Origin of the sequence: Mesorhizobium sp. B2-3-5, from assembly GCF_006442395.1 — a bacterium.
Taxonomy (GTDB): Bacteria; Pseudomonadota; Alphaproteobacteria; order Rhizobiales; family Rhizobiaceae; genus Mesorhizobium.
Genome location: NZ_VFVX01000035.1, coordinates 1 through 19,553 on the forward strand (window position 1 = coordinate 1; position 19,553 = coordinate 19,553).

Below are 19,553 nucleotides of genomic sequence, written 5' to 3' on the forward strand. Positions count from 1 at the left end.
CACCTTCTCCCACAAGGGGAGAAGGCAAGGCGCTGCGTCACCCGCCGGCCTTCACCTTCTCGAACATCTTGGCGACATCGTCATTCTGCTTCATCGGGCCGGTGAAGATCGTGCTCTTCAGCATGACTTCCGGATCAGACGGCAGTTGCAGCTTTTCCAGTTCCTCTTTCGGCACGCCAGCAAAAGCGGTGCCGAGCGAGCTGCCATAGCCGTAGGACTGGATCAGGAACTTGCCCGACTCGGCGTCCAGCCGGCTGTTGATGAAGTCATAGGCGAGATCGACGTTCTTGGCGTCCTTGAGCATGACGAAACCGCAGGCCCAGGTCAGCATGCCTTCCTTCGGCTTCATGAACTCGACCGGCACGCCCTGCTTCTTCAGCGAGGTGGCCGATGCGTTCCAGGTCATGGCGGCGACCAGCTGACCACTGGCCAGCGCCTGCTCGACCGACGTCATGTCGGTGGTGTAGCTCGACAGCAGCGGGCGCTGTTCGCGCAGCTTTGCCGCGACCTTGTCCATCTGCTCCGGGGTCATGTCGAAGGGGTTCACGCCGGCGAGCAGTGCCGCCACGATCGGCGTGTCATGCACGGCGTCTATGGTCGCCATGCGGCCGGCATATTGCTTGTCCCACAGAAGTTTCCAACTCGCTTCGGGGTTCTTCACCAGATCGGTGCGGTAGAGGATCGAGGTGTTGCCCCAGTCCCACGGCACCATCCAGACCTTGCCGTCGCCCGCCTGCAAATCGGGCAGGTTCTTGAACACGGGGAAGATCGAATCCCAGTTCTTGATGCGCTTGGTATCGATCGGCTGCAGCAGGCCTTCCTTGTTCCAGCGCGCCACCTTGTCGTAGCAGGGATGCGCGATGTCGGGGCGGAAACCTGCCTTGACCTTGGTGAAGGCATCGTCATCGTCACCGAAGATCGAGGCCTCGACGCCATCGGGATGGGCGGTAAGGAAGCTCTTGTTGAAGTCGGGCAGCTCATACCCCGACCAGGTGAAGTACTGCAGCTTCTCGGCGGCCAGCGCCACGGTCGACGACAGTGCGAGCGCCAGTGCGGCAAGGCCGGCCCGGGCCTTGTGTCCGGCTATCGATTTCAGGTGGAATGCCATTTTCGTTCTCCTCTTCCTTGTTGTGGTTGGCGTGTTGTGATCAGGCTGGATTGACGGATGTCCGGCGCACCGAACCGAGCCCGCGATGCCGCAGGATCTCGGCGGTACCGGCGATGATGAAGGACACGGCCAGGATCATCGTCCCAAGCGCCATGACGGTGGGCAGAGACCGTGGGAAGCGCAGCTGGCTCCAGATGTAGAGCGGCAGTGTCGGCTCGGTGCCGGCAAGGAAAAAGACGACGATGAATTCGTCGAAGGAGATCAGGAAGGCGAGCATGAAGGCCGACAGCACGGCGGGCAGGCTGAGCGGCAGCATGACGCGCCGGAACGTCGTCCAGTCGGAGGCGCCAAGGTCGAGCGCCGCCTCGCGGACGGTCTTGGGGATGGCGGCGAAGCGGCTGCGCATGACGACCACGGTGGTCGGCAGCGCCACCAGTATATGGCCGAGCACGATAGCGACACGCGACGGTCCCAGGCCGACGAGGTTGACCAGGATCAGCAGCGATATGCCGACGATGACGCCGGGAATGAGGATCGGCAGCCGTGCGATGGCGCTGATGGTGGCGGCCAAGGGCGAGCGGCCGTAGAGGTCCATATAGGATATCGTGATGCCGCACAGCGTGGCGCCGAAGGCCGCGATGGCGCCGATGACGAGACTGTTCAGGAGCGCGCCGGACAGGGCGGAATTGCCATAGAGCGTCGCGTACCACTGCAGCGTGAAGCCCTGCAGCGGAAACGCCGCCTGGATGGAATCGTTGAAGGAAAACAGCGGGATCAGCAGGACGGGGAGATAGAGAAACACCAGGTAGGCGAGCACATAGAGGCCAAGGCAGCGGCCATTTCGTTGCGTGCCGAGGCGTTCCACTCTCATGTGCGGCTGCCAAACCTGCGGTCGGCGCCGCGTGCGACCAGCACCACGACCAGGATGACCAGCATGACGCAGACCGACAGTGCCGCGCCGAACGGCCAGTCATTGGCCTTGCCGAATTGCGACTGGATCAGCGTACCGATCATGGTGCTGGCCGGTCCGCCGACCATGGCCGGCGTGACATAGTCGCCGACCGTCGGCACGAAGACCACGAGGGCCGCGGCCAGGATGCCCGGCATCGAGTTCGGCAGCACGACCCGGCGAAAGGACGTGAACGGCCGCGCGCCAAGGTCAGAAGCGGCCTCGATTAGCGATTTCGGAATGGTCTCCAGCGCCACATAGATCGGCAGGATGGCGAAAGGCGCATAAGCGTGGGCAAGCGTGACGACGACAGCGGCCGGCGTATTGAGAAACTCCAATGTCGGCTGGGACCAGATACCGCTCTCGATCAGCGCCGAGTTCAGGACGCCGTTATAGGCGAGCACGATCTTCCAGGCGAAGACGCGCAGCAAGTAGCTGGTCCAGAACGGTAGTGTCACCAGGAACAATAACAGGCCACGCCGCCGCCCGGCATGGAACGCAAGGTAGTAGGCGACGGGATAGGCGGTGACGACCGTGGCCAAGGTCACCAGCCCGGCAATGATCAGCGAGCGCAGCGTCACCGTCCAGTAGAGCGGATCCGAAACCACCGTGACGAAATTCGCCAGGCCAAAGCCGCTGCCCAGCAGCGAACCGTCATTGCCGCGGAAGGCAAGGAAAAGCACGAGGCCCAGCGCAAACAGGATCAGCAGGAAGGTGACCAGCGCGCCCGGCAGCAGCATGGCGAACCGGAAGCCTGACGAAGACCGGGCCTCGGACACCCGTGCCGCAACTAGGGTCGACATCGACCGGCTCACCCAAGTTTTGAAATTACCAAAGAGTTTTTCATATTCGTGAAACTGTCAAGTGAAATCCCACAAGTGGATTTGTGACCGGCATCCACCGAAACCGTTTCGACAAAGTTTGAACGGGCCACATGAAATACCCAGAGGTTTCATATTCTTGAAAAGAACCAGTCGAGTTTTGACAGTGACCGCCGCAGACCCCCTTGTCGGAAAGCCGGAATTTCATGGACAAGACAGCTGTCTGAAATCGCCATCGAACGGGATAGACCTTTGGACGGAATCCGGGGAAAGTGCCGCGCCGACCCGGCAAGCCCGCATTTCGATGATCAGAGGACCGCACGCATGACGAACCCGACGCATCTGCCTATTGAGGGCCTTTTTGTCGGCCGCGCCAGGAGCAGCGATGCCTCGCATCCTCTGGTGGTCACGGTGCGGGATGGTACCGTCTTCGACATCACATCGAGCGCGGCACCGACGGTGCGTGACGTCTGCGAGATGGCCGAACCAGCAAGCCACGTCCGTTCGGCCAAGGGCAAGCCGATCGGCTCGCTCGACGATATCGCCGCCAACAGTTTCGAGGCCACGCGTGATCCGGCAAAACCATACCTCCTGTCCCCGGTCGACCTGCAGGCCATCAAGGCATCGGGCGTGACTTTTGTCGTCAGCCTGCTCGAACGGGTGATCGAGGAGCAGGCGCGCGGCTCGGCGGAAAAGGCCGACGCCATCCGCGCCGACATTGCCGGGCTGATCGGCCATGACCTTTCGAAGCTCAAGCCCGGTTCGCCCGAAGCGATGGAGATCAAGGCCAAGCTGATTTCGCGCGGCGCCTGGTCGCAATATCTGGAAGTGGGCATCGGCCCGGATGCGGAAATCTTCACCAAGTGCCAGCCGATGGCCTCGGTCGGCTTCGGCGCCGATGTCGGCCTCCATCCGGTATCGACCTGGAACAATCCGGAGCCGGAGATCGCCATGATCGCTGCCAGCAGCGGCAGGATCGTCGGCGCCACCATCGGCAACGATGTCAATCTGCGGGACGTCGAGGGGCGTTCGGCGCTGCTGCTCGGCAAGGCCAAGGACAACAATGCGTCGGCTTCCCTCGGTCCTTTCATCCGCCTGTTCGACGACGCATTCTCGATCGATGACGTGAGGCGCGCCGTCGTGCGCCTGAAGGTCGAGGGCAAGGATGGATTCTCGCTGGAAGGCGCAAGCTCGATGGCCGAGATCAGTCGCTCGCCCGAAGAACTGGTCGCCGCCGCCATGGGTCCGCACCATCAATACCCGGATGGGCTGGCGCTCTATCTCGGTACCATGTTCGTGCCCTCGAAGGATCGCGGCGAAAAGGGCAAGGGCTTTACCCACAAGGTCGGCGACATCGTCACCATCTCGTCGGAAAAATTCGGCGCGCTTGTCAACCGGGTGCGGCTGTCACCCGATTGCCCGCACTGGACCTACGGCGCCAGTCATCTGATGCGCGATCTCGCCAAGGCCGGTCTCATCTAGCTGTGGCGCAACCGGCCTGCCGAACGGTCAGGACGGTTGCTCGGCTGAGCCTCGACGCCAACCATCCCGCTGCCCGGAAAAATCACCGCAACTGATGCAATCTGATGGGTCCGTTGATGGCGCCCGGTCAGCCGCCAACTACATCTGCAGATGGAGGCTTGCCATCCGTCGAAAAAGGGAATGCTCTTGGGCATCCGAGCGGCGCTGGCAAAAGACGGCTGAAGCCGGAACAAGGGACGGATCATCTTCAACCGGGAGGAAATCAAATGCTGACGAGACTAAGACTTGTGCTCTACGGCCTGCTGGTCGCGCTGACGGTCCTACCGGCAGCCGCGCAGGCCAAGACGTTCTACTGGATTTCACATGGCGGCCCGGCCGATCCGGTCTGGACCTACTTCCTTGCCGGCGCCAAGCAATGGGCCAAGGATACCGGCAACACCGTCAACACCTCGTTCCACAATGGCGACGTCGCCTCCCAGCAGGAAGCGGTTCGCGCCGCGATCTCGGCCAAGGCCGACGGCATCGTCACCACCAGCCCCGATCCGGGCAGCCTCGTCGAAATCGTCAAGGAAGCCCGCACGGCCAACATCCCGATCATCAACTTCAACACGCCCGATCCCAAGGCCAACTTCAATGCCTATGTCGGCGGCGACAACGTCACCTTCGGCAAGCATTGGGCGCAGTACCTGGTCGACAAAGGGCTGGTGAAGAAGGGCGACTTCGTCTGGATGCCGGTCGAGATCCCCGGCGCCACCTATGGCGTCCAGGAGGAGGAAGGCATCAAGAGCGTCTTCGGCCCGCTCGGCGTCACCTATGAAGTAACCGAGGCGACACTCGACCAGGCCGAGGTGATCAACCGCATGGTCGACTACCTCACCGCCCACAAGGGCAAGGTGAAGGCCATCATCGGCCTCGGCGACCTCGTCACCGGCTCGATCAAGCGGGTGTTCGACCAGGTCGGCATCAAGCCCGGCGAAATTCCGGTCGTGGGCTGGGGCAATTCGCTCGACACCACGCAGGAAGTGCTGAACGGCTACGTCAATGCCGGCCAGTGGCAAGACCCGCAGGCGACCAGCTATGTCGCGTTGTCGCTGGCCAACATGGCCGCCAGCGGCATTCCTCCAGGCTTCAACGTCATCACCGGCGCGCTCTATGAAAAAGACACCGCCGGGGTCTACGACAAGATCCTGTCCGGCAAATAAACCCGCGATCCCTGGCGCCGCGCTCTTCTTGAAGCGCAGCGTCAGGAATCTTCCCTGCGCCGCGAGTTGTCCCACCTGCGGTGGGAATCGCGGCACCTTCCAAACATGTCGCGGGTTGCCTGTGGAAAATCATTCGCTCATCCAACGCCTGATCGCGCGGCCGGAATTCGGACCCCTCGTTCTACTGGTCGTCGAAATCGCCGTTTTCTGGAGCATCAATCCCGATTTCCTGTCGCCGCAGAACATCTCCAACACGCTGGCCTTCACCGTCGAACTCGGCCTGATCGCGCTGGCGATGACATTGCTGATGACCTCAGGCGAATTCGACCTGTCCGTCGGGTCCCTGTTCGGCTTCTCGCCGGTGCTGATGTGGACGCTGTTCAATGGCGGCGTCACCTCGCTGGAGATGGGCTTCGTCGTCGCGCTGGTGGTCGCCGCCCTCATCGGCCTGGTCAATGGCTGGTTCGTCACGCAGCTCAAGATCCCGTCCTTCCTGGTGACGCTCGGCATGCTTTTGGTGGTGCGCGGCAGCGCCCTTTTCATCACCGACGGCTTTCCGCAGCGGACCTGGAGCGCCGAGGGCAGCTGGCTGGCGGAAGCGCTGGTCGGCGACTTCTTCATCGGCCCGTTCCGCATCTACATGTCGCTGTTCTGGTTCATCGCCGCGGCGATCGCACTTGGCTATGTGCTGACGCAAAGCCGGACCGGCAACTGGATCCAGGCGGCGGGCGGCAATCCCAACGCGGCGCGCGCTCGCGGCGTCAACGTCAACCGCGTCAAGGTCGGCCTGTTCATCCTGTCCTCGGTCATGGCCTCGCTTGCCGGCGTCATCTCCTCGCTGCGCACGTCCGCCGCCAACCCAAACAGCGGCACCGGCTACGAACTCGAGGTGATCGCCATGGTGGTCATCGGCGGCACGGCGCTCACCGGCGGGCGCGGCACCATCATCGGCACGGTGCTCGGCATCTTGATCCTGCGCGTGATGCGCAACGGCATCGTGCTGATTGGCGTGCCCGGCCTTGCCTACAACATCTTCATCGGCGCGATCATCCTTGGCATGATGGCGCTTCATTCATGGCTGGAACGCCGGCATCAGGCAGGGACTTGAACCATGGCTGAACCGCTCATCCGCATGCAGAACATCCGCAAGTCCTACGGCCGCGTGCAGGCGCTGGTGGATGCCAATTTCCACGTCAACGAACGAGAGATCGTCGGCCTGCTCGGCGACAACGGCGCCGGCAAATCGACGCTGATCAAGGTGCTGTCCGGCGCCGTGCCGCTGACCAGCGGCGACATCTTCATCCGCGGCAAGAAGGTGAACTTGCGCAGCACCAGCGACGCGATCGCCAACGGCATCGAGACCATCTACCAGGACTCCGCACTGGTCACGCAATTGTCCATCGCCCGCAATCTGTTCCTGGGGCGAGAGCCGATCAAGCCGCCGCGCTTCCTCAACCGCATGGACCAGGAGGCGATGAACATGGTCGCCCGCGACCTGCTCAAGCAGGTTGGCATCTCCAAGAACATCCCGCCGACGACGCCGATCGGCTCGCTTTCCGGCGGCGAGCGGCAGGCCGTGGCGATCGCGCGCGCCATGCATTTCGACAGCGACCTCATCATCCTCGACGAGCCGACCAACAACCTTGGCGTGGCCGAAACACAGGGCGTGCTGAGTTTCGTGCGCAACGCACGCGATTCCGGTCATTCCTGCATCTTCATCGCGCACAACATCCACCATGTCTTCCAGGTGGTCGACCGCATCGTCGTCATGCGCCGGGGCAAGGTGGTCGCCGACGACATCGATCCGAAGAAGACCAGTGTCGCGGAAGTCGAACGGATCATCACCGGCATGTCGGACAAGGAAATCCGGGACGCCATCGCCGACGGCAAACCGGCGCACTGAGGACGGCAGAAGCCGTCCTGTCGAAAACCGTCGAATGCGAATACGGATGATGGTGGGCAATCATCCGTCCGCTCAGATCGCATCGCTTCTCACATCACCCGTCTGGCGCGCCAACGCGTCGGCGCATAGGGTTGCGGCATGAAGGCTACCGTCACCGATATCGCCAGGAACTGCGGGCTCTCGACGGCGACAGTCGACAGGGTGCTCAACAATCGGTCCGGAGTGAGCGCCGCCAACCGGCAGCGCGTCATGGAGGCCGCCAAGCAGCTTGGCTATTTGCCGGTCGCCGATCAGGTGACGCTTCCCTCCAAGCCCGCAAACCTCGAATTCTTCCTGCCGATCGGCAGCAACGCCTTCATGCAGGATTTGGCAAGGCACATCGAGGACTATGCGTCGCGCCTGCCGCTGGTCGCGTCCTGCCGGATCCACAACCTCGCCGGCATCTCGCCGAACGCATTGCAGACAGCCGTGGAAAACCTGTCGCTGAGGGCCAATGGCGTCGGGGTCATCGCCATCGACCATCCATGGACCCGCAACATCCTGGGCGACATTGTCGAAGCCGGCATCCGCCTGGTGACGCTGGTATCGGATATTCCGGCCGCCCCCCGCTCGGCCTATGTCGGCATCGACAACCGGGTGGCGGGGCGAACGGCGGCCCTGTTGATGGGGCGTTTCCTCGGCGGACGCGAGGGTCAGTTGGCCATGGTCGTCGGCTCGCGCTCCTATCGTGGGCATGAAGAACGCGAAATGGGTTTCCGCTCGGTGCTTGGCGAGGAGTTTCCCAACCTGACCATCAGCAGTGCCGTCGAGATCAACGACGAACCGGATGCCAGCTACGCCGAGACGATGAAGGCGCTGCACGACGAACCGGAACTGCTCGGCATCTATTGCGTCGGGGCCGGACGCTCCGGTGTTGCGAAAGCCATCCGGGAGGCGCGGCCCAATCGCAAGCCGGTGTTCATCTGCCACGATCTGACCAAGGAGACGCGCGACTACCTCGTCGACGACCTCGTCGACGTCGTCATCGACCAGAATGCCAGGCTGATCGCGGAACAATCGGTCATCCGCCTGCTCGGCTCCATTGCGTCATCGGCACCCTATCTGACCCGGAAATTTATCGAGCCGCGGCTGATTTTTAGGGAAAACGTGCCGGTGCAGTGAGGTCGCACCCGAATATCAGGGGCGACACGGCAAATCTGCACAGCAGCTATGCACGATTCACAGTTGCCGAATCATTGGGCAATTCGTAGCTTCTGGTTGTCGGCCATCTACTCCTCCCAGATGCGATGCCGACGCTGAATGGGGTGCACCTCCTCCCGCGCCACATTCGAAATCGAGCCCGCTGCCACCTCCTCCCGGCAGCGGGCTTTTTTCGTCCAGCCGGCGGGAAGTGCGGTAGCACCCGGGCCAACAAAGGCGCCAGGCGTCGCCGCCGATGCGATCGGGAAATGACCGATAGCCGCGACGAATTTCAGCCGGCCGCAGCGCCCCGGAAGGAAACGATCAGTCCTTCCGCCATGCGCACGAATTGCGTGCTGGGGCCTTCGGTGCCGACGGTCTGCACGCTGACACGCGCGCCCTCGAACAGCAGCGACAGCGTATCGGCGAGAAGCTCGGCCTGGCCGATGCCGGCATCGCGGCACAGTCCGACCAGGCGTTCGCGCTGGGCTTCCTTGAGTTCCTTGATCACGCGCCTTGCCGGATGGTCCGGCTCGGTCAGCTCAGCGGCGGCGTTGGCCATGTCACAGCCACGGCCGTCGGTATTTAGCATGGCGGCCGCCTTTGAAACCCAGGCGTGAAGCTGCGCGAGCTTGTCGCCCGGATGCTCCGCTTCGAATGTTTCCCACATCGCACCGGCCTTGGCCGCATTGGCGCGCAGGCACTCGACGATGAGATCGTCCTTGGATTCGAAGTGACGATAGAGCGTCATCTTGTTCGTGCCGGCAGCTTCAGTGATGGCGTCGACGCCGACGCCCTTGATGCCGTGCTTGTGGAACATGTCGCGTGCCGTCTCCAAGATCCGATCCCGGGGACGAGAGCGCTCCACGACGCCGTCTGTCATCATGATCTCCTTTCGTTTCCAAAAAACCCTCGGCCACCTCTTGACTAGGGTGTTACCGGTCTGTAACTTCCAGAATGTTACTTACTGGTAACACCTATATCGTCCGCCGTCAATAACAAGGTCGTGATCTGGTCCTACCAGATCGAGACAGACGAAAAGATTGCCAATCATGCGGCCTCGGCCGGTGAAGAGATGAAAAACGGTTCGCGAGCATGGGCTGCGAATCGACAGACAAGGAGCCGGCCAATGTCACAGCGCCGCGATCTTACCATAGATGAAGCCGTCCGGGATCCGATGATCCGGCTGGTCATGAAAGCCGATGGCGTCGACCCGCGCGCCCTCGAAACGATGCTGCGATCGCTCGCCGATGCGCAGAACCGGGACGAACCGCTACTCCGCACGCTGGACAATACCGGGCGCCGCCAGCGGCTGTCCACCGTTGCCCGCGCATTCGGCAGGGCAAGAGCAGCAGGCGAGGCGTGTGTGTCGTGGTAAATTTCTTCATCCACCGTCCGATCTTCGCCTCCGCGATCGCCATCATCATGGTGCTCGCCGGGACGATTTGTTATTTCCTGCTGCCGGTCTCGCAGTTTCCCGACATCACGCCGCCCCAGGTCGTCGTCAGCGCCCATTATCCGGGCGCCAGCGCGCAAGTGGTGGCCGATACGGTGACAACGCCGCTGGAGCAGCAGATCAACGGCGTGCAAGGCATGACCTACATGTCGTCGACGAGCTCGAATGACGGCTCCTCGACCATCACCATCACCTTCGATGTCGGTTATTCCTTGAGCACCGCCGCCGTCGACGTCCAGAACCGCGTCTCGCAGGCGGCTTCGTCGCTGCCGGCGATCGTCAACCAGGGCGGCGTGACGATCAAGAAGCAGAACCCGAACTTCGTGCTGATCGTCAACCTCACCTCGCCCGACAATTCCGTCGATCCGGTGGCGCTTTCGAATCTCGCCTATCTGCAGGTTGTCGATCCGCTGAAGCGCTTGCCCGGCGTCGGCGACGTGCAGATCTTCGGCGAGCGGCGCTATTCGATGCGTGTCTGGCTCGATCCGGACAAGCTCGCCAACCTCGGCATCACAGCCGTCGACGTGCAGAACGCCATTTCCGAGCAGAATGTCCAGGTGGCGGCCGGCAAGATCGGCCAGTCGCCCGCCCCTGCCGGCACCGCCTTCGAGATGCAGGTCAACGCCGTCGGCCGCCTGAGCGATCCGAAGGAATTCGGCGACATCGTCGTGCGCGCCAACACGACCAGCGGCTCGCTGGTGCGGCTGCGCGACGTTGCCCGCATCGAGCTCGGCGCTCTGCAATATTCGTCCTCGGCCTTCTTCGGCAAGGACCCGACGGTGGTGCTCGCCGTCTACCAGATGCCCGGTTCCAACGCGCTCGACCTTCAGCAGCGCGTCAAGGATAAGATGCAGGAGCTGTCGACCCGATTCCCGAAGGGCGTCTCCTACGCCATGCACTACGACACGACGCGCTTCGTCTCGGCGTCGATGCATGACGTGCTGATCACGCTTGGCGAAGCCCTGGTGCTGGTCGTCGCGGTGGTGTTCGTGTTCCTGCAAAGCTGGCGCACGACCATCATCCCGACCATCGCCATTCCGGTGTCGCTGGTGGCGACGCTCGTGGTCATGGAGATGCTGGGTTTCTCTCTCAACATGCTGTCCCTGCTCGGCATGGTGCTGGCGATCGGCCTTGTCGTCGACGACGCCATCGTGGTGGTGGAGAATGTCGAACGACAGCTCGAGGCCGGACTGAGACCGCTGGCGGCAACCAAGGCCGCCATGGCCGAAGTCACCGGGCCGATCATCGCCACGACAGCCGTGCTGATGGCGGTGTTCATACCAGTCGCCTTCATTCCCGGCGTCTCGGGGCGGCTCTACAATCAGTTCGCATTGACGGTGGCGATTTCGGTCGGCATTTCCGCCTTCAATTCACTGACGCTGAGCCCGGCGCTCAGTGCCGCCTTCCTGCGCCACCGCCAAGGCACGCAGTTCGTGCTGTTCCGCTGGTTCAACACCGGCTTCGACAGACTGTCGCATGCCTATGCCCACGGCGTGCGCCTCCTCGTCCGCTTGCGCTGGATCATGCTCGGCCTGTTCGCGGCCGGGCTTGTCGCCACCTATTTCGTGTGGCAGCGCCTGCCCTCGACCTTTCTTCCGGTCGAGGACCAGGGCTATTTCTTCGTCGTCATCCAGTTGCCGGACGGCGCCTCTCTGGAACGCACCGACGCGGTGGCGCAGAAGGCACGCGACATCCTGCAGGCGACGCCCGGCGTCGACATTGTCGGCTCGATCAGCGGCCTGAACTTCCTGACCAGTGCCGCGCAATCGAATTCGGCCGTCGAATTCGCCATCCTGAAGCCGTGGGAGGAGCGCGGCCCCGACCAGAGCGCCTCGAAACTCGTTGCCGACGTGCGGATGAAGCTTCTGCAGATTCCGGAAGCCTTCGCGCTCTCCTTCGATCCGCCGTCCATCCCTGGCATCGGTACGACCGGCGGCTTCGAATTCGTCGTCGAGGACCTCACCGGCCGGGGCAGCAATGCGCTCAACGACGCAACGCAGGCCGTGATAGCCGAGGCGCGCAAGCAGCCCGAGATCAATCCGCAGCAGCTGTTCTCGCCCTTCTCGACCTCGACGCCGCAGTTCAACTACGACCTCGATCGAGCCAAGGCGAAGCTGCTCGGCCTCAACCTGCCCGACGTCTTCAACACGCTGCAGATCTATCTCGGCTCGCTCTACGTGAACGACTTCAACCTGTTTGGCCGCACCTTCCGGGTGACCATCCAGGCCGACAAGGATGCACGCGCGGGTGCGGCAGACATTTCGCGGCTCTATGTGCGCAATGCTTCCGGCGGCATGGTGCCGCTCAGCACCCTTGGCAAGCTGGTACCGTTCGTCGGTCCGGAGACCGTGCCGCATTACAACAACAACGCCTCGGCCACGATCAATGGCGGCGCCGCGCCCGGCTTCTCGTCCGGTCAAGCTGTCGCTGCCATGGAACGGGCGGCCGCCACCGCGCTGCCCAGGGATTTCGGCTTCGAATGGACCGGCATCACCTTCCAGGAACTCAAGGCAGGATCGATCGCGTCCGTCGTCTTCGGGCTCGCCATCGTCTTCGTCTTCCTGATCCTGGCGGCTCAATATGAGAGCTGGGCGATGCCGTTCATGGTGCTGCTGGCGGTGCCGCTCGCTCTGTTTGGCGCGTTCGCCGCACTTTGGGCGCGAGGCATGCAGATCGACGTCTACTCGCAGATCGGCTTCGTCATGCTGATCGGCCTGGCGGCCAAGAACGCGATCCTGATCGTCGAGTTCGCAAGACGGCGGCGTGAGGAAGGCTTGAGCATCGTCGAGGCGGCCATGGAAGCCGCGCGGCTCAGGTTGCGGCCGATCCTGATGACCGCCTTCGCCTTCATCCTCGGCGTGCTGCCGCTGATGTTCGCCACGGGTGCGGGGGCGGCAAGCCGCCAATCGATCGGCACCACCGTGTTTGGCGGCATGGTCGCCGCGACCATCCTGTCGCTGGTGTTCGTGCCGGTCTTCTACGCGGTCATCGAACAATTCCGCGAACGCCGTGGCGGTGATGAGCCTGCCGCCACGCACACTGAACCAACCGCCGAACACGCCTTCCCTCCCCTGGCGCAAGCGGCCGAATAAGATTGGAGACTGATCATGCGTAAATGGAAAATCGCGTTGGGAACGGCTGTCGCGCTGGGCGCGATCTCCGTGGCGAGCGTCCACCTGCTCGACATGGGTAACCTCAGATTGGGCGGCGCCACGGCGGGAGCGGCAACGCCAACTCCAGCGGCGTTCGTTATGCCGGTGCCGGTGGCAAGCGTCGTGAAGAAGACGATCCCCATCTATCTCGACTACGCCGCCCGCATCGAGCCAATCCGCAGCATCACCTTGCAGGCCAGAGTGCCGGGTTATCTGCAAGAACAGACGGCGCAAGACGGCGCCGATGTGCGGCAGGGCGATCTGCTCTACAAGATCTCGCCCGACGACTTCCAGGCCGCGCTCGACCAGGCGAACGCCCAGGTTCAGCGCGACACGGCGACGCTCGATTATGCGCGGTCCAATCTCGGCCGCGGCTCCGAACTGGCCAAGAGCGGCTATCTGGCCAAGGACAGCTTCGACCAGCGCACCAGCACCTTGCGCGAGGCGCAGGCGGCGCTGGCGCTCAACCAGGCGGCCGTGCGCACGGCCGAGCTCAATCTGAGCTATTCGGAAATCCATGCGCCATTCACCGGCCGCCTGGGCCGCAATCAGGCCTCGGTCGGAACGCTGGTCAGCGTCGCCGGCACGGTGCTGAACACGCTGGTGCAGCTCGACCCGATCTACGTCACCTTCAATCCGAGCGAGACGGACCTGGCGCAGATCGAGGAAGCTCGCGCATCGGGGCCGATCGAAGTCGAAGTCCTGCTGCCGGGCGCCACGGAAGCCAGCCAGAAGGGTCAGCTGACCTTCATCGACAACACCGTCGACCACTCGACCGGCACGATCACGGCCCGCGCCACCATCGGCAACGCCAAGTTCACCTTGCTGCCGGGCCAATATGTGCGCGTGCGGCTGCACGTCAAACAGCAGCCCGACGCGCTGATGGTTCCTCAGGTCGCGCTCGGCTCGAGCCAGCTCGGCAAATATCTCTATGTCGTCGGCAAGGGCAACACGGTCGACCAGCGGCTGGTTTCGCTCGGACCGACCAGCGGCGACCAGATCTCCATCCTGAGCGGTGTCGCCGAAGGCGACCAGGTGATCACGGGCAATCTGCAGAAGATCGGACCCGGAATGCTGATCTCCCCACTGCCACAGAAACCGGCTACCTGACTTCCCCCGCAGGCCCGGTTTCCGCGCGGCGCCCTCGACCCTTTCTCAGGTCGTGGGCGCCGTTTTCACGAGCAGGCCGACAAGAGCGGCCACGCCGGCGCGGTCGGCCTTGGCTGGCGGCATGAAGGCGCAATAGGGATGACCAAGGCGCACCGAGACCGACGACAGCGCGATCAGGCGCCCGACGTCCAGATCGGCCTGCGCCATTATCCGCTGGCCAAGGGCAATGCCGAGGCCGAGCCTCGCCGACGCGATCGCCAGGCTGGACAGGCCGACGCGACGGCCATGCGACGGGTCTGGCGAGCGGTTGCCGCCGGATGCCGCGAACCAATCCGCCCAGGTCGGATGCGAGGCATAGTTCGGACCCCAATTGGTGTGGATGAACAGGCTCTCATGCAGATCCACCAGACCTGTGTCGCCATTGCCATGCCGGTGCCAGAACTCTGGAGCGCAGACCGGCAGCAGATCATCATGGACAAGGCGGACCATCCGCAGGCCGGGATAGTGGTAGTCGCCATAGGAGATGCGCAGATCGACACCTTGGCGCGTCAGGTCGACCGGATCGTCTTCCGCCCGCACGTCGATCGCCATGTGCGGGAAAGCTTCAAGTAGTGCGGCCAGTCTCGGCGCAAGCCACAATTCCGCCAGCGAGAACGGCACGCTGACCACAAGCCGTGTTCTCAAGCCGCCTTCCAGCATTCGCTGGCCGATGGCGGCAATGTCGCCCAACGCCCGCGCGGTCTGCGGATAGATGGCATGGCCGGCATCGGTCAGCGTGATGCGGTTGCCGGTGCGCACGAACAATTGCTTGCCGAACCAGGTCTCGAGATTGCGGATCTGCTGGCTGACCGCCGCCGAGGAAACGCCAAGCTCACTCGCGGCCAGAGTGAAGCTGCCGGCGCGGGCCGCGACCTCGAAAGCCCTGATCGCATTCAGCGGCGGCAGGCGGTCCACGTCAGGCTCCATAAGTTTTTCTTGGCCATTCCTAATAATTTTCGGCGTTGAGGGAAAGAATTTTTTGCCGTCTTCTGTGCCCGACCGATGGAGCACGCGACATGAAAGACATTCTCGATCTCGACTGTTATCCGCTCGACCGCGAAGGCAGCGCCGGATGGAACCGCCTCGTAGAGCGGTCCATCGCAGCGCTCGAAGCCGATGGCATGTTCAATCTCGAAAGTTTCTTGAGGCCCGGCGTCGCCGAGCAGGCGGTGCGGGAAATCAAGCCGGTGATGGACACGCAATCTCATGTCCACAAGCGGATGCACAACATCTACTTCAAGCCCGATATCCCCGAACTCGCGCCCGATCATCCCGCGCTGCGCAAAGTCGAAACCATCAGCCACACTGTCTGCGCCGACCAGATACCCGGCAGCACGGTGATGGCGATCTACGAGTATGAACCGCTGGTGCGGTTCCTGGCCGCGACGATGGGCAAGGAGAGGTTGCATGTCATGCAGGATCCGCTGGCCCGCGCCAATGTCATGGCCTATCGCGCCGGCGAGGCGCTGAACTGGCATTTCGACCGCTCCGAATTCACCACGACGCTGCTGCTGCAGCAGGCGCAACGCGGCGGCGACCTGGAATACCGCACCGATCTCAGATCGGACGACGACCCGAACTACGAGGGCGTCGCCAAGCTGCTCGAAGGGCACGATCCCGAGGCCAAGATCCTGCGCATGAAGCCGGGAACGCTCAATGTCTTCCGCGGCAAGAACACCGCGCACCGCGTCACCACTGTCGAAGGCGAACGCGAACGCATGATCGCGGTGTTCTCTTACTATGAAAAGCCGGGGGTGGTGTTCAGTGCCGAGGAACGGATCGGCTTCTACGGCCGGGCCGCCTGAGCCGCTCCAGGCACATGCGGATCGGATTGTCGGCAAAATTGAAGAATCCGAAAATGACGCCTTGTTAGATTGTCGACAACCTGATTGTCTTCCCTTCTGTTCTCGCTGGAGCGGCCGAATGGTGAAGACGGAGTTCAGCCCGATTGCCGATACGACGCGCCGCGCCGAAATCGTGGCGCTGCTGCGGCGCGCGATCCTGACCGGCCAGCTAGAACCCGGCCAGAAGCTCAACGAGCTCAGGATTTCCGAACAGATGCGGGTCAGCCGTGCGCCGTTGCGTGAGGCGATGCGCGAACTGGTGCAGGAAGGCATCCTGACCAGCATTCCCTACGCCGGCACCTTCGTCATCGACGTCACCGCCAAGGACATCGACGATGCCTATTCACTCAACAAGGTGCTGGACGAGTTCGCCATCGAACGGACCTGGAAGCTGCGCGACCAGCGTTTCTTCGATGAGCTCGACCGGCGCCACGAGGCGGTGAAGCAGGCGACGCGCGACCGCGACACCACAAGGCAGATCGAAACCGCGCTGCAACTGCACGGCCTGATTCACGAATGGGCCGATAATTCGGTGCTCCTGGAAACATGGCAGCGGCTGACCAGCCGGCTGCAGATGTATTTCGCCCTGCACCAGCAGGCACGCAAGGAAGCCGTGCCGGCCGAGGATGTCCATGAGACGTATGTGCGGCTGCTCAAAGGCGACGACATGCACGCTGCCCAGCGTCACGCCCGCGAGCATATCGACCTCGATTTCGAAGAGCTTCTAGCCTATGCGCGCGGCCTCGAAGCGCGCACGCCGAAAGGCTCCTGATCATCGCCCCTCATCGCTGAAAACGGACACCAAAGTGCAGATCGAAACCATCAAAGCCTATCATGTCGTGCAGCCCTTCGTTGACGGCCCCTACCGCATGTCCAAGGGACGCGTCGCCGATGCCTTCGACGCGGTGATCGTCGCCGTCACCTCCGACAGCGGTTTGACCGGATGGGGCGAGATGGCGCCGCTCGGCAATTTCTACTCGGCCGCGTTCCCAGCGGGAACACGCGCGGGCGTGCCGGAAATCGCGCCACATCTCATCGGGCAGGATCCGCGTGGACTGGCCAGCATCGGCCGGCTGATGGACACTGTGTTCAAGGGCCATCCCTACATCAAGTCGGCGCTCGACATGGCCTGCTGGGACCTCGCGGCACGCGCCGCCGACGTGCCGCTGGTCACGCTGCTCGGCGGCAAGGAGAGCGACACGGCCGAACTCTACAAGGTCGTCACGCACGGCACGGTCGATCAAATGGCGGCGCTGGCCAAGCGGATCGTCAAGGACGGCTTCCATCGACTGCAGGTCAAGGTCGGCGGCAATGTCCATGAAGATGTCGAGCGCGTCACGGCCGTTGCCGCTTCGGTGCCGAAAGGCACCGTCATCTTCTGCGACGCCAATGCCGGCTGGACGCCCTACCAGGCGCGCCAGTTCGCCGATGCCACACGCGCCATCGATTACACGTTCGAGCAGCCCTGCACGACGATCGACGAGAACATGTCGGTGCGCCGCATGCTCGACAAGCCGATGGTGCTCGACGAATCCGTCACCTCGCTGGAGGAGATGCTGGAAATCCATCGCCGGGGCGCGGCCGACGGATTGACGCTGAAGATTTCGCGGCTCGGCGGTATCACCAAGACCCGATTGATCCGCGACGTTGCCGTCGACCTCGGCTTCATGATCACGGTCGAGGACACTGGCGGCGCCGAGATCGATACTGCAGCGATGGCGCACCTGTCGCTATCGACGCCGGAGGAGCGCCGGCTGCATGCCATCGCCTTCCATGAATGGGTGACGGTGCGCACCGCATCGAACATGCCGCCGGTGACAGGCAGCCGCATGGGCATTCCGGACGGGCCGGGCCTTGGCATCGACGTCGTTCCCGAGCTCCTCGGCAAGCCCTTCTTCGAGATCGGCCGCTGAGATGAAGATCAGGCGCATCAAGGCAACGCCGATCAACTACCGGCTGGAAGCCCCTTACGTCTGGGTCTTCGGCGAACTCGACGGCTTCTCGCCGACCATCGTCGAGGTCGAGACCGAGGATGGGCTTGTCGGTCTCGGCGAGGCGCCGACGCCGGCCGCGGCCACGATCATCAATGACGTGCTTGCCCAACGACTGGTCGGTCGCGACGCTTTCGACATCGCCGGCGCCGAGCATGTCTGCCTGCCCTTCTGGGCCGGCGTTCAGTCGATCAACGACCGCGCCCGCATCATGGCCTTCGGCGCCATCGAGATGGCGTTGTGGGACCTGCGCGGCAAGGCGTGGGACCAGCCGCTCTATCAGCTGCTCGGCGGCGCGGTGCGCAAGGCCATTCCCTTCACCGACTATTTCTCGCTGCGCGGCGACGGCCCTGATGTGAAGGGCGAGACGACGCCGGAAGAGGTCGCGGACTATTGCGTCGAACTTCACGAGCGTCACGGAACGACCTTCTTCGAGGGCAAGTTCTCGACCGAAGACCCGAAAGTCTCCCTGAGGATGGTCGAGCTGATCCGCGAAAAGCTTGGCGACGATGCGATGATCCGCATCGACTCCAATCAGGCCTATTCGCTGGCGACCGCCAGGCGGCTGGCGCGGCCGCTGGAGGAACTCGGCGTGCGCAACTGGGAGGATCCGGTGGCCACGATCGAGGAAATGCGCGAACTGCGCCGTCATTGCTCGATCCCGTTCTCGACCCACAACATCGACATTGCGCGTGCCATGGACCTCAAGGTGCCGGACGCCTTCGTCGGCAACCCGACGGCGCATGGCGGCATCGGCCGCATGCTGCGCTTCGTCGGCGCCTGCGAGCACGCGGCCATCGACTACTGGTGCTATAGTGGTGACACGGGCATCGGCAGTGCCTGCTACCTGCATCTGTGCGCCGCGCTCGGCTGGATCAGGGAGCCCAACCAGTCGCTGTTTCGCATGCAGCCGATGGACATCATCGAGGAAGGGCCGTTTTCGCCGAAAGACAACGTGGTGGCGGTGCCGGAAGGACATGGCCTCGGCGTCACGCTGTCACAGGAGAAGCTTGCCGCCTGCCATCGCGACTTCGTCGAGAACGGGCCATGCAACAAATATCACGATCCGGAGAAGTCCGGCACTTACCGCAGATTGCCACTGAACTAGAAGGACGCTGAAAGCAAGGAGGACATATCGGAGGAAAAGGCGGCCACGGCTTCAATCGGGTCGCCTGGCCGACAGAAAATGCATCAAGAAAATCTGACCTTTCCGCCCCACGGAGCGGATGGACCAGTCAGAACCGCATGCTACAGTCCGTCGACCGATAGTGATGAATGCCTGGACAGGAGAACTCCACGGAACTCGTCAACTGGAAT

At 63.0% G+C, this 19,553-nt stretch carries 17 protein-coding genes; 12 read left to right on the top strand and 5 right to left on the bottom strand.

Features of this window, described 5'->3' with window-relative positions; translation table 11 throughout:
- Positions 1 to 37 precede the first annotated feature (37 nt).
- Genes FJ958_RS26650 through FJ958_RS26660 form a run of 3 tightly spaced genes read right to left on the bottom strand, consistent with a single transcriptional unit; the run spans position 38 to position 2,860 of the window.
- Positions 38 to 1,108 carry an ABC transporter substrate-binding protein gene (locus FJ958_RS26650; RefSeq protein ID WP_140747495.1) on the bottom strand — a complete coding sequence of 357 codons (1,071 nt, stop codon included), beginning with the start codon at positions 1,106 to 1,108 and terminating at the stop codon, positions 38 to 40.
- Positions 1,109 to 1,148: 40 nt separating this feature from the next.
- A complete protein-coding gene (locus tag FJ958_RS26655) occupies positions 1,149 to 1,979 on the bottom strand; it encodes an ABC transporter permease (protein ID WP_140747498.1) in 831 nt (276 codons plus the stop codon).
- On the bottom strand, positions 1,976 to 2,860 hold the full coding sequence (locus tag FJ958_RS26660) for an ABC transporter permease (RefSeq protein WP_140747501.1): 885 nt from the start codon (positions 2,858 to 2,860) through the stop codon (positions 1,976 to 1,978). The genes FJ958_RS26655 and FJ958_RS26660 overlap by 4 nt, the downstream gene beginning before the upstream one ends.
- A gap of 342 nt (positions 2,861 to 3,202) precedes the next feature.
- On the opposite strand from FJ958_RS26660, the gene FJ958_RS26665 reads away from it, so the two are divergent.
- The 5 genes from FJ958_RS26665 (at position 3,203) to FJ958_RS26685 (ending at position 8,626) form a co-directional block, all read left to right on the top strand.
- Positions 3,203 to 4,360, top strand: coding sequence for a fumarylacetoacetate hydrolase family protein (locus FJ958_RS26665; RefSeq protein WP_140747504.1), 1,158 nt, complete (start codon positions 3,203 to 3,205; stop codon positions 4,358 to 4,360).
- A 266-nt stretch (positions 4,361 to 4,626) separates the two neighbouring features.
- Entirely contained in the window at positions 4,627 to 5,562 is a 936-nt protein-coding gene (locus FJ958_RS26670) for a substrate-binding domain-containing protein (RefSeq protein ID WP_140607295.1), read from the top strand.
- A 121-nt stretch (positions 5,563 to 5,683) separates the two neighbouring features.
- Positions 5,684 to 6,670: an ABC transporter permease gene (locus FJ958_RS26675; RefSeq protein ID WP_140747507.1), complete on the top strand. Its 987-nt coding sequence runs from the start codon at positions 5,684 to 5,686 to the stop codon at positions 6,668 to 6,670.
- 3 nt (positions 6,671 to 6,673) lie between these two features.
- Entirely contained in the window at positions 6,674 to 7,465 is a 792-nt protein-coding gene (locus FJ958_RS26680) for an ATP-binding cassette domain-containing protein (protein ID WP_140747510.1), read from the top strand.
- Between the two features lie 138 nt (positions 7,466 to 7,603).
- Positions 7,604 to 8,626, top strand: coding sequence for a LacI family DNA-binding transcriptional regulator (locus FJ958_RS26685; protein WP_140747513.1), 1,023 nt, complete (start codon positions 7,604 to 7,606; stop codon positions 8,624 to 8,626).
- Positions 8,627 to 8,936: 310 nt separating this feature from the next.
- Here FJ958_RS26685 and FJ958_RS26690 read toward each other — a convergent pair whose 3' ends face one another.
- Positions 8,937 to 9,527 (bottom strand): TetR/AcrR family transcriptional regulator, encoded by a 591-nt coding sequence (locus FJ958_RS26690; protein WP_140747516.1) that lies wholly within the window; start codon positions 9,525 to 9,527, stop codon positions 8,937 to 8,939.
- A 246-nt stretch (positions 9,528 to 9,773) separates the two neighbouring features.
- Between FJ958_RS26690 and FJ958_RS26695 the strand changes: the two genes are divergently transcribed.
- The 3 genes from FJ958_RS26695 to FJ958_RS26705 are packed head-to-tail and all read left to right on the top strand — an operon-like array spanning position 9,774 to position 14,362.
- Positions 9,774 to 10,022 (top strand): hypothetical protein, encoded by a 249-nt coding sequence (locus FJ958_RS26695; protein WP_140747519.1) that lies wholly within the window; start codon positions 9,774 to 9,776, stop codon positions 10,020 to 10,022.
- Positions 10,016 to 13,192 (top strand): multidrug efflux RND transporter permease subunit, encoded by a 3,177-nt coding sequence (locus FJ958_RS26700; RefSeq protein WP_140747522.1) that lies wholly within the window; start codon positions 10,016 to 10,018, stop codon positions 13,190 to 13,192. The genes FJ958_RS26695 and FJ958_RS26700 overlap by 7 nt, the downstream gene beginning before the upstream one ends.
- 15 nt (positions 13,193 to 13,207) lie before the next feature.
- Positions 13,208 to 14,362, top strand: a complete 1,155-nt coding sequence (locus tag FJ958_RS26705) for an efflux RND transporter periplasmic adaptor subunit (RefSeq protein ID WP_140747525.1) — start codon at positions 13,208 to 13,210, stop codon at positions 14,360 to 14,362.
- A 45-nt stretch (positions 14,363 to 14,407) separates the two neighbouring features.
- On the opposite strand, the gene FJ958_RS26710 is transcribed toward FJ958_RS26705, so the two are convergent.
- Positions 14,408 to 15,328, bottom strand: coding sequence for a LysR substrate-binding domain-containing protein (locus FJ958_RS26710; RefSeq protein ID WP_246679773.1), 921 nt, complete (start codon positions 15,326 to 15,328; stop codon positions 14,408 to 14,410).
- A gap of 89 nt (positions 15,329 to 15,417) precedes the next feature.
- Here FJ958_RS26710 and FJ958_RS26715 point away from each other — a divergent pair, with 89 nt between their 5' ends.
- The 4 genes from FJ958_RS26715 (at position 15,418) to FJ958_RS26730 (ending at position 19,344) form a co-directional block, all read left to right on the top strand.
- Positions 15,418 to 16,206 carry a 2OG-Fe(II) oxygenase gene (locus tag FJ958_RS26715; RefSeq protein ID WP_140747528.1) on the top strand — a complete coding sequence of 263 codons (789 nt, stop codon included), beginning with the start codon at positions 15,418 to 15,420 and terminating at the stop codon, positions 16,204 to 16,206.
- A 118-nt stretch (positions 16,207 to 16,324) separates the two neighbouring features.
- Positions 16,325 to 17,017 carry a GntR family transcriptional regulator gene (locus tag FJ958_RS26720; protein WP_140747531.1) on the top strand — a complete coding sequence of 231 codons (693 nt, stop codon included), beginning with the start codon at positions 16,325 to 16,327 and terminating at the stop codon, positions 17,015 to 17,017.
- Between the two features lie 34 nt (positions 17,018 to 17,051).
- Positions 17,052 to 18,158, top strand: a complete 1,107-nt coding sequence (locus FJ958_RS26725) for a mandelate racemase/muconate lactonizing enzyme family protein (protein ID WP_140747534.1) — start codon at positions 17,052 to 17,054, stop codon at positions 18,156 to 18,158.
- A 1-nt stretch (position 18,159) separates the two neighbouring features.
- The gene (locus FJ958_RS26730) at positions 18,160 to 19,344 is read left to right on the top strand and encodes a mandelate racemase/muconate lactonizing enzyme family protein (RefSeq protein WP_140747537.1); all 1,185 of its coding nucleotides are present in this window, start codon (positions 18,160 to 18,162) and stop codon (positions 19,342 to 19,344) included.
- Positions 19,345 to 19,553: the final 209 nt, after the last annotated feature.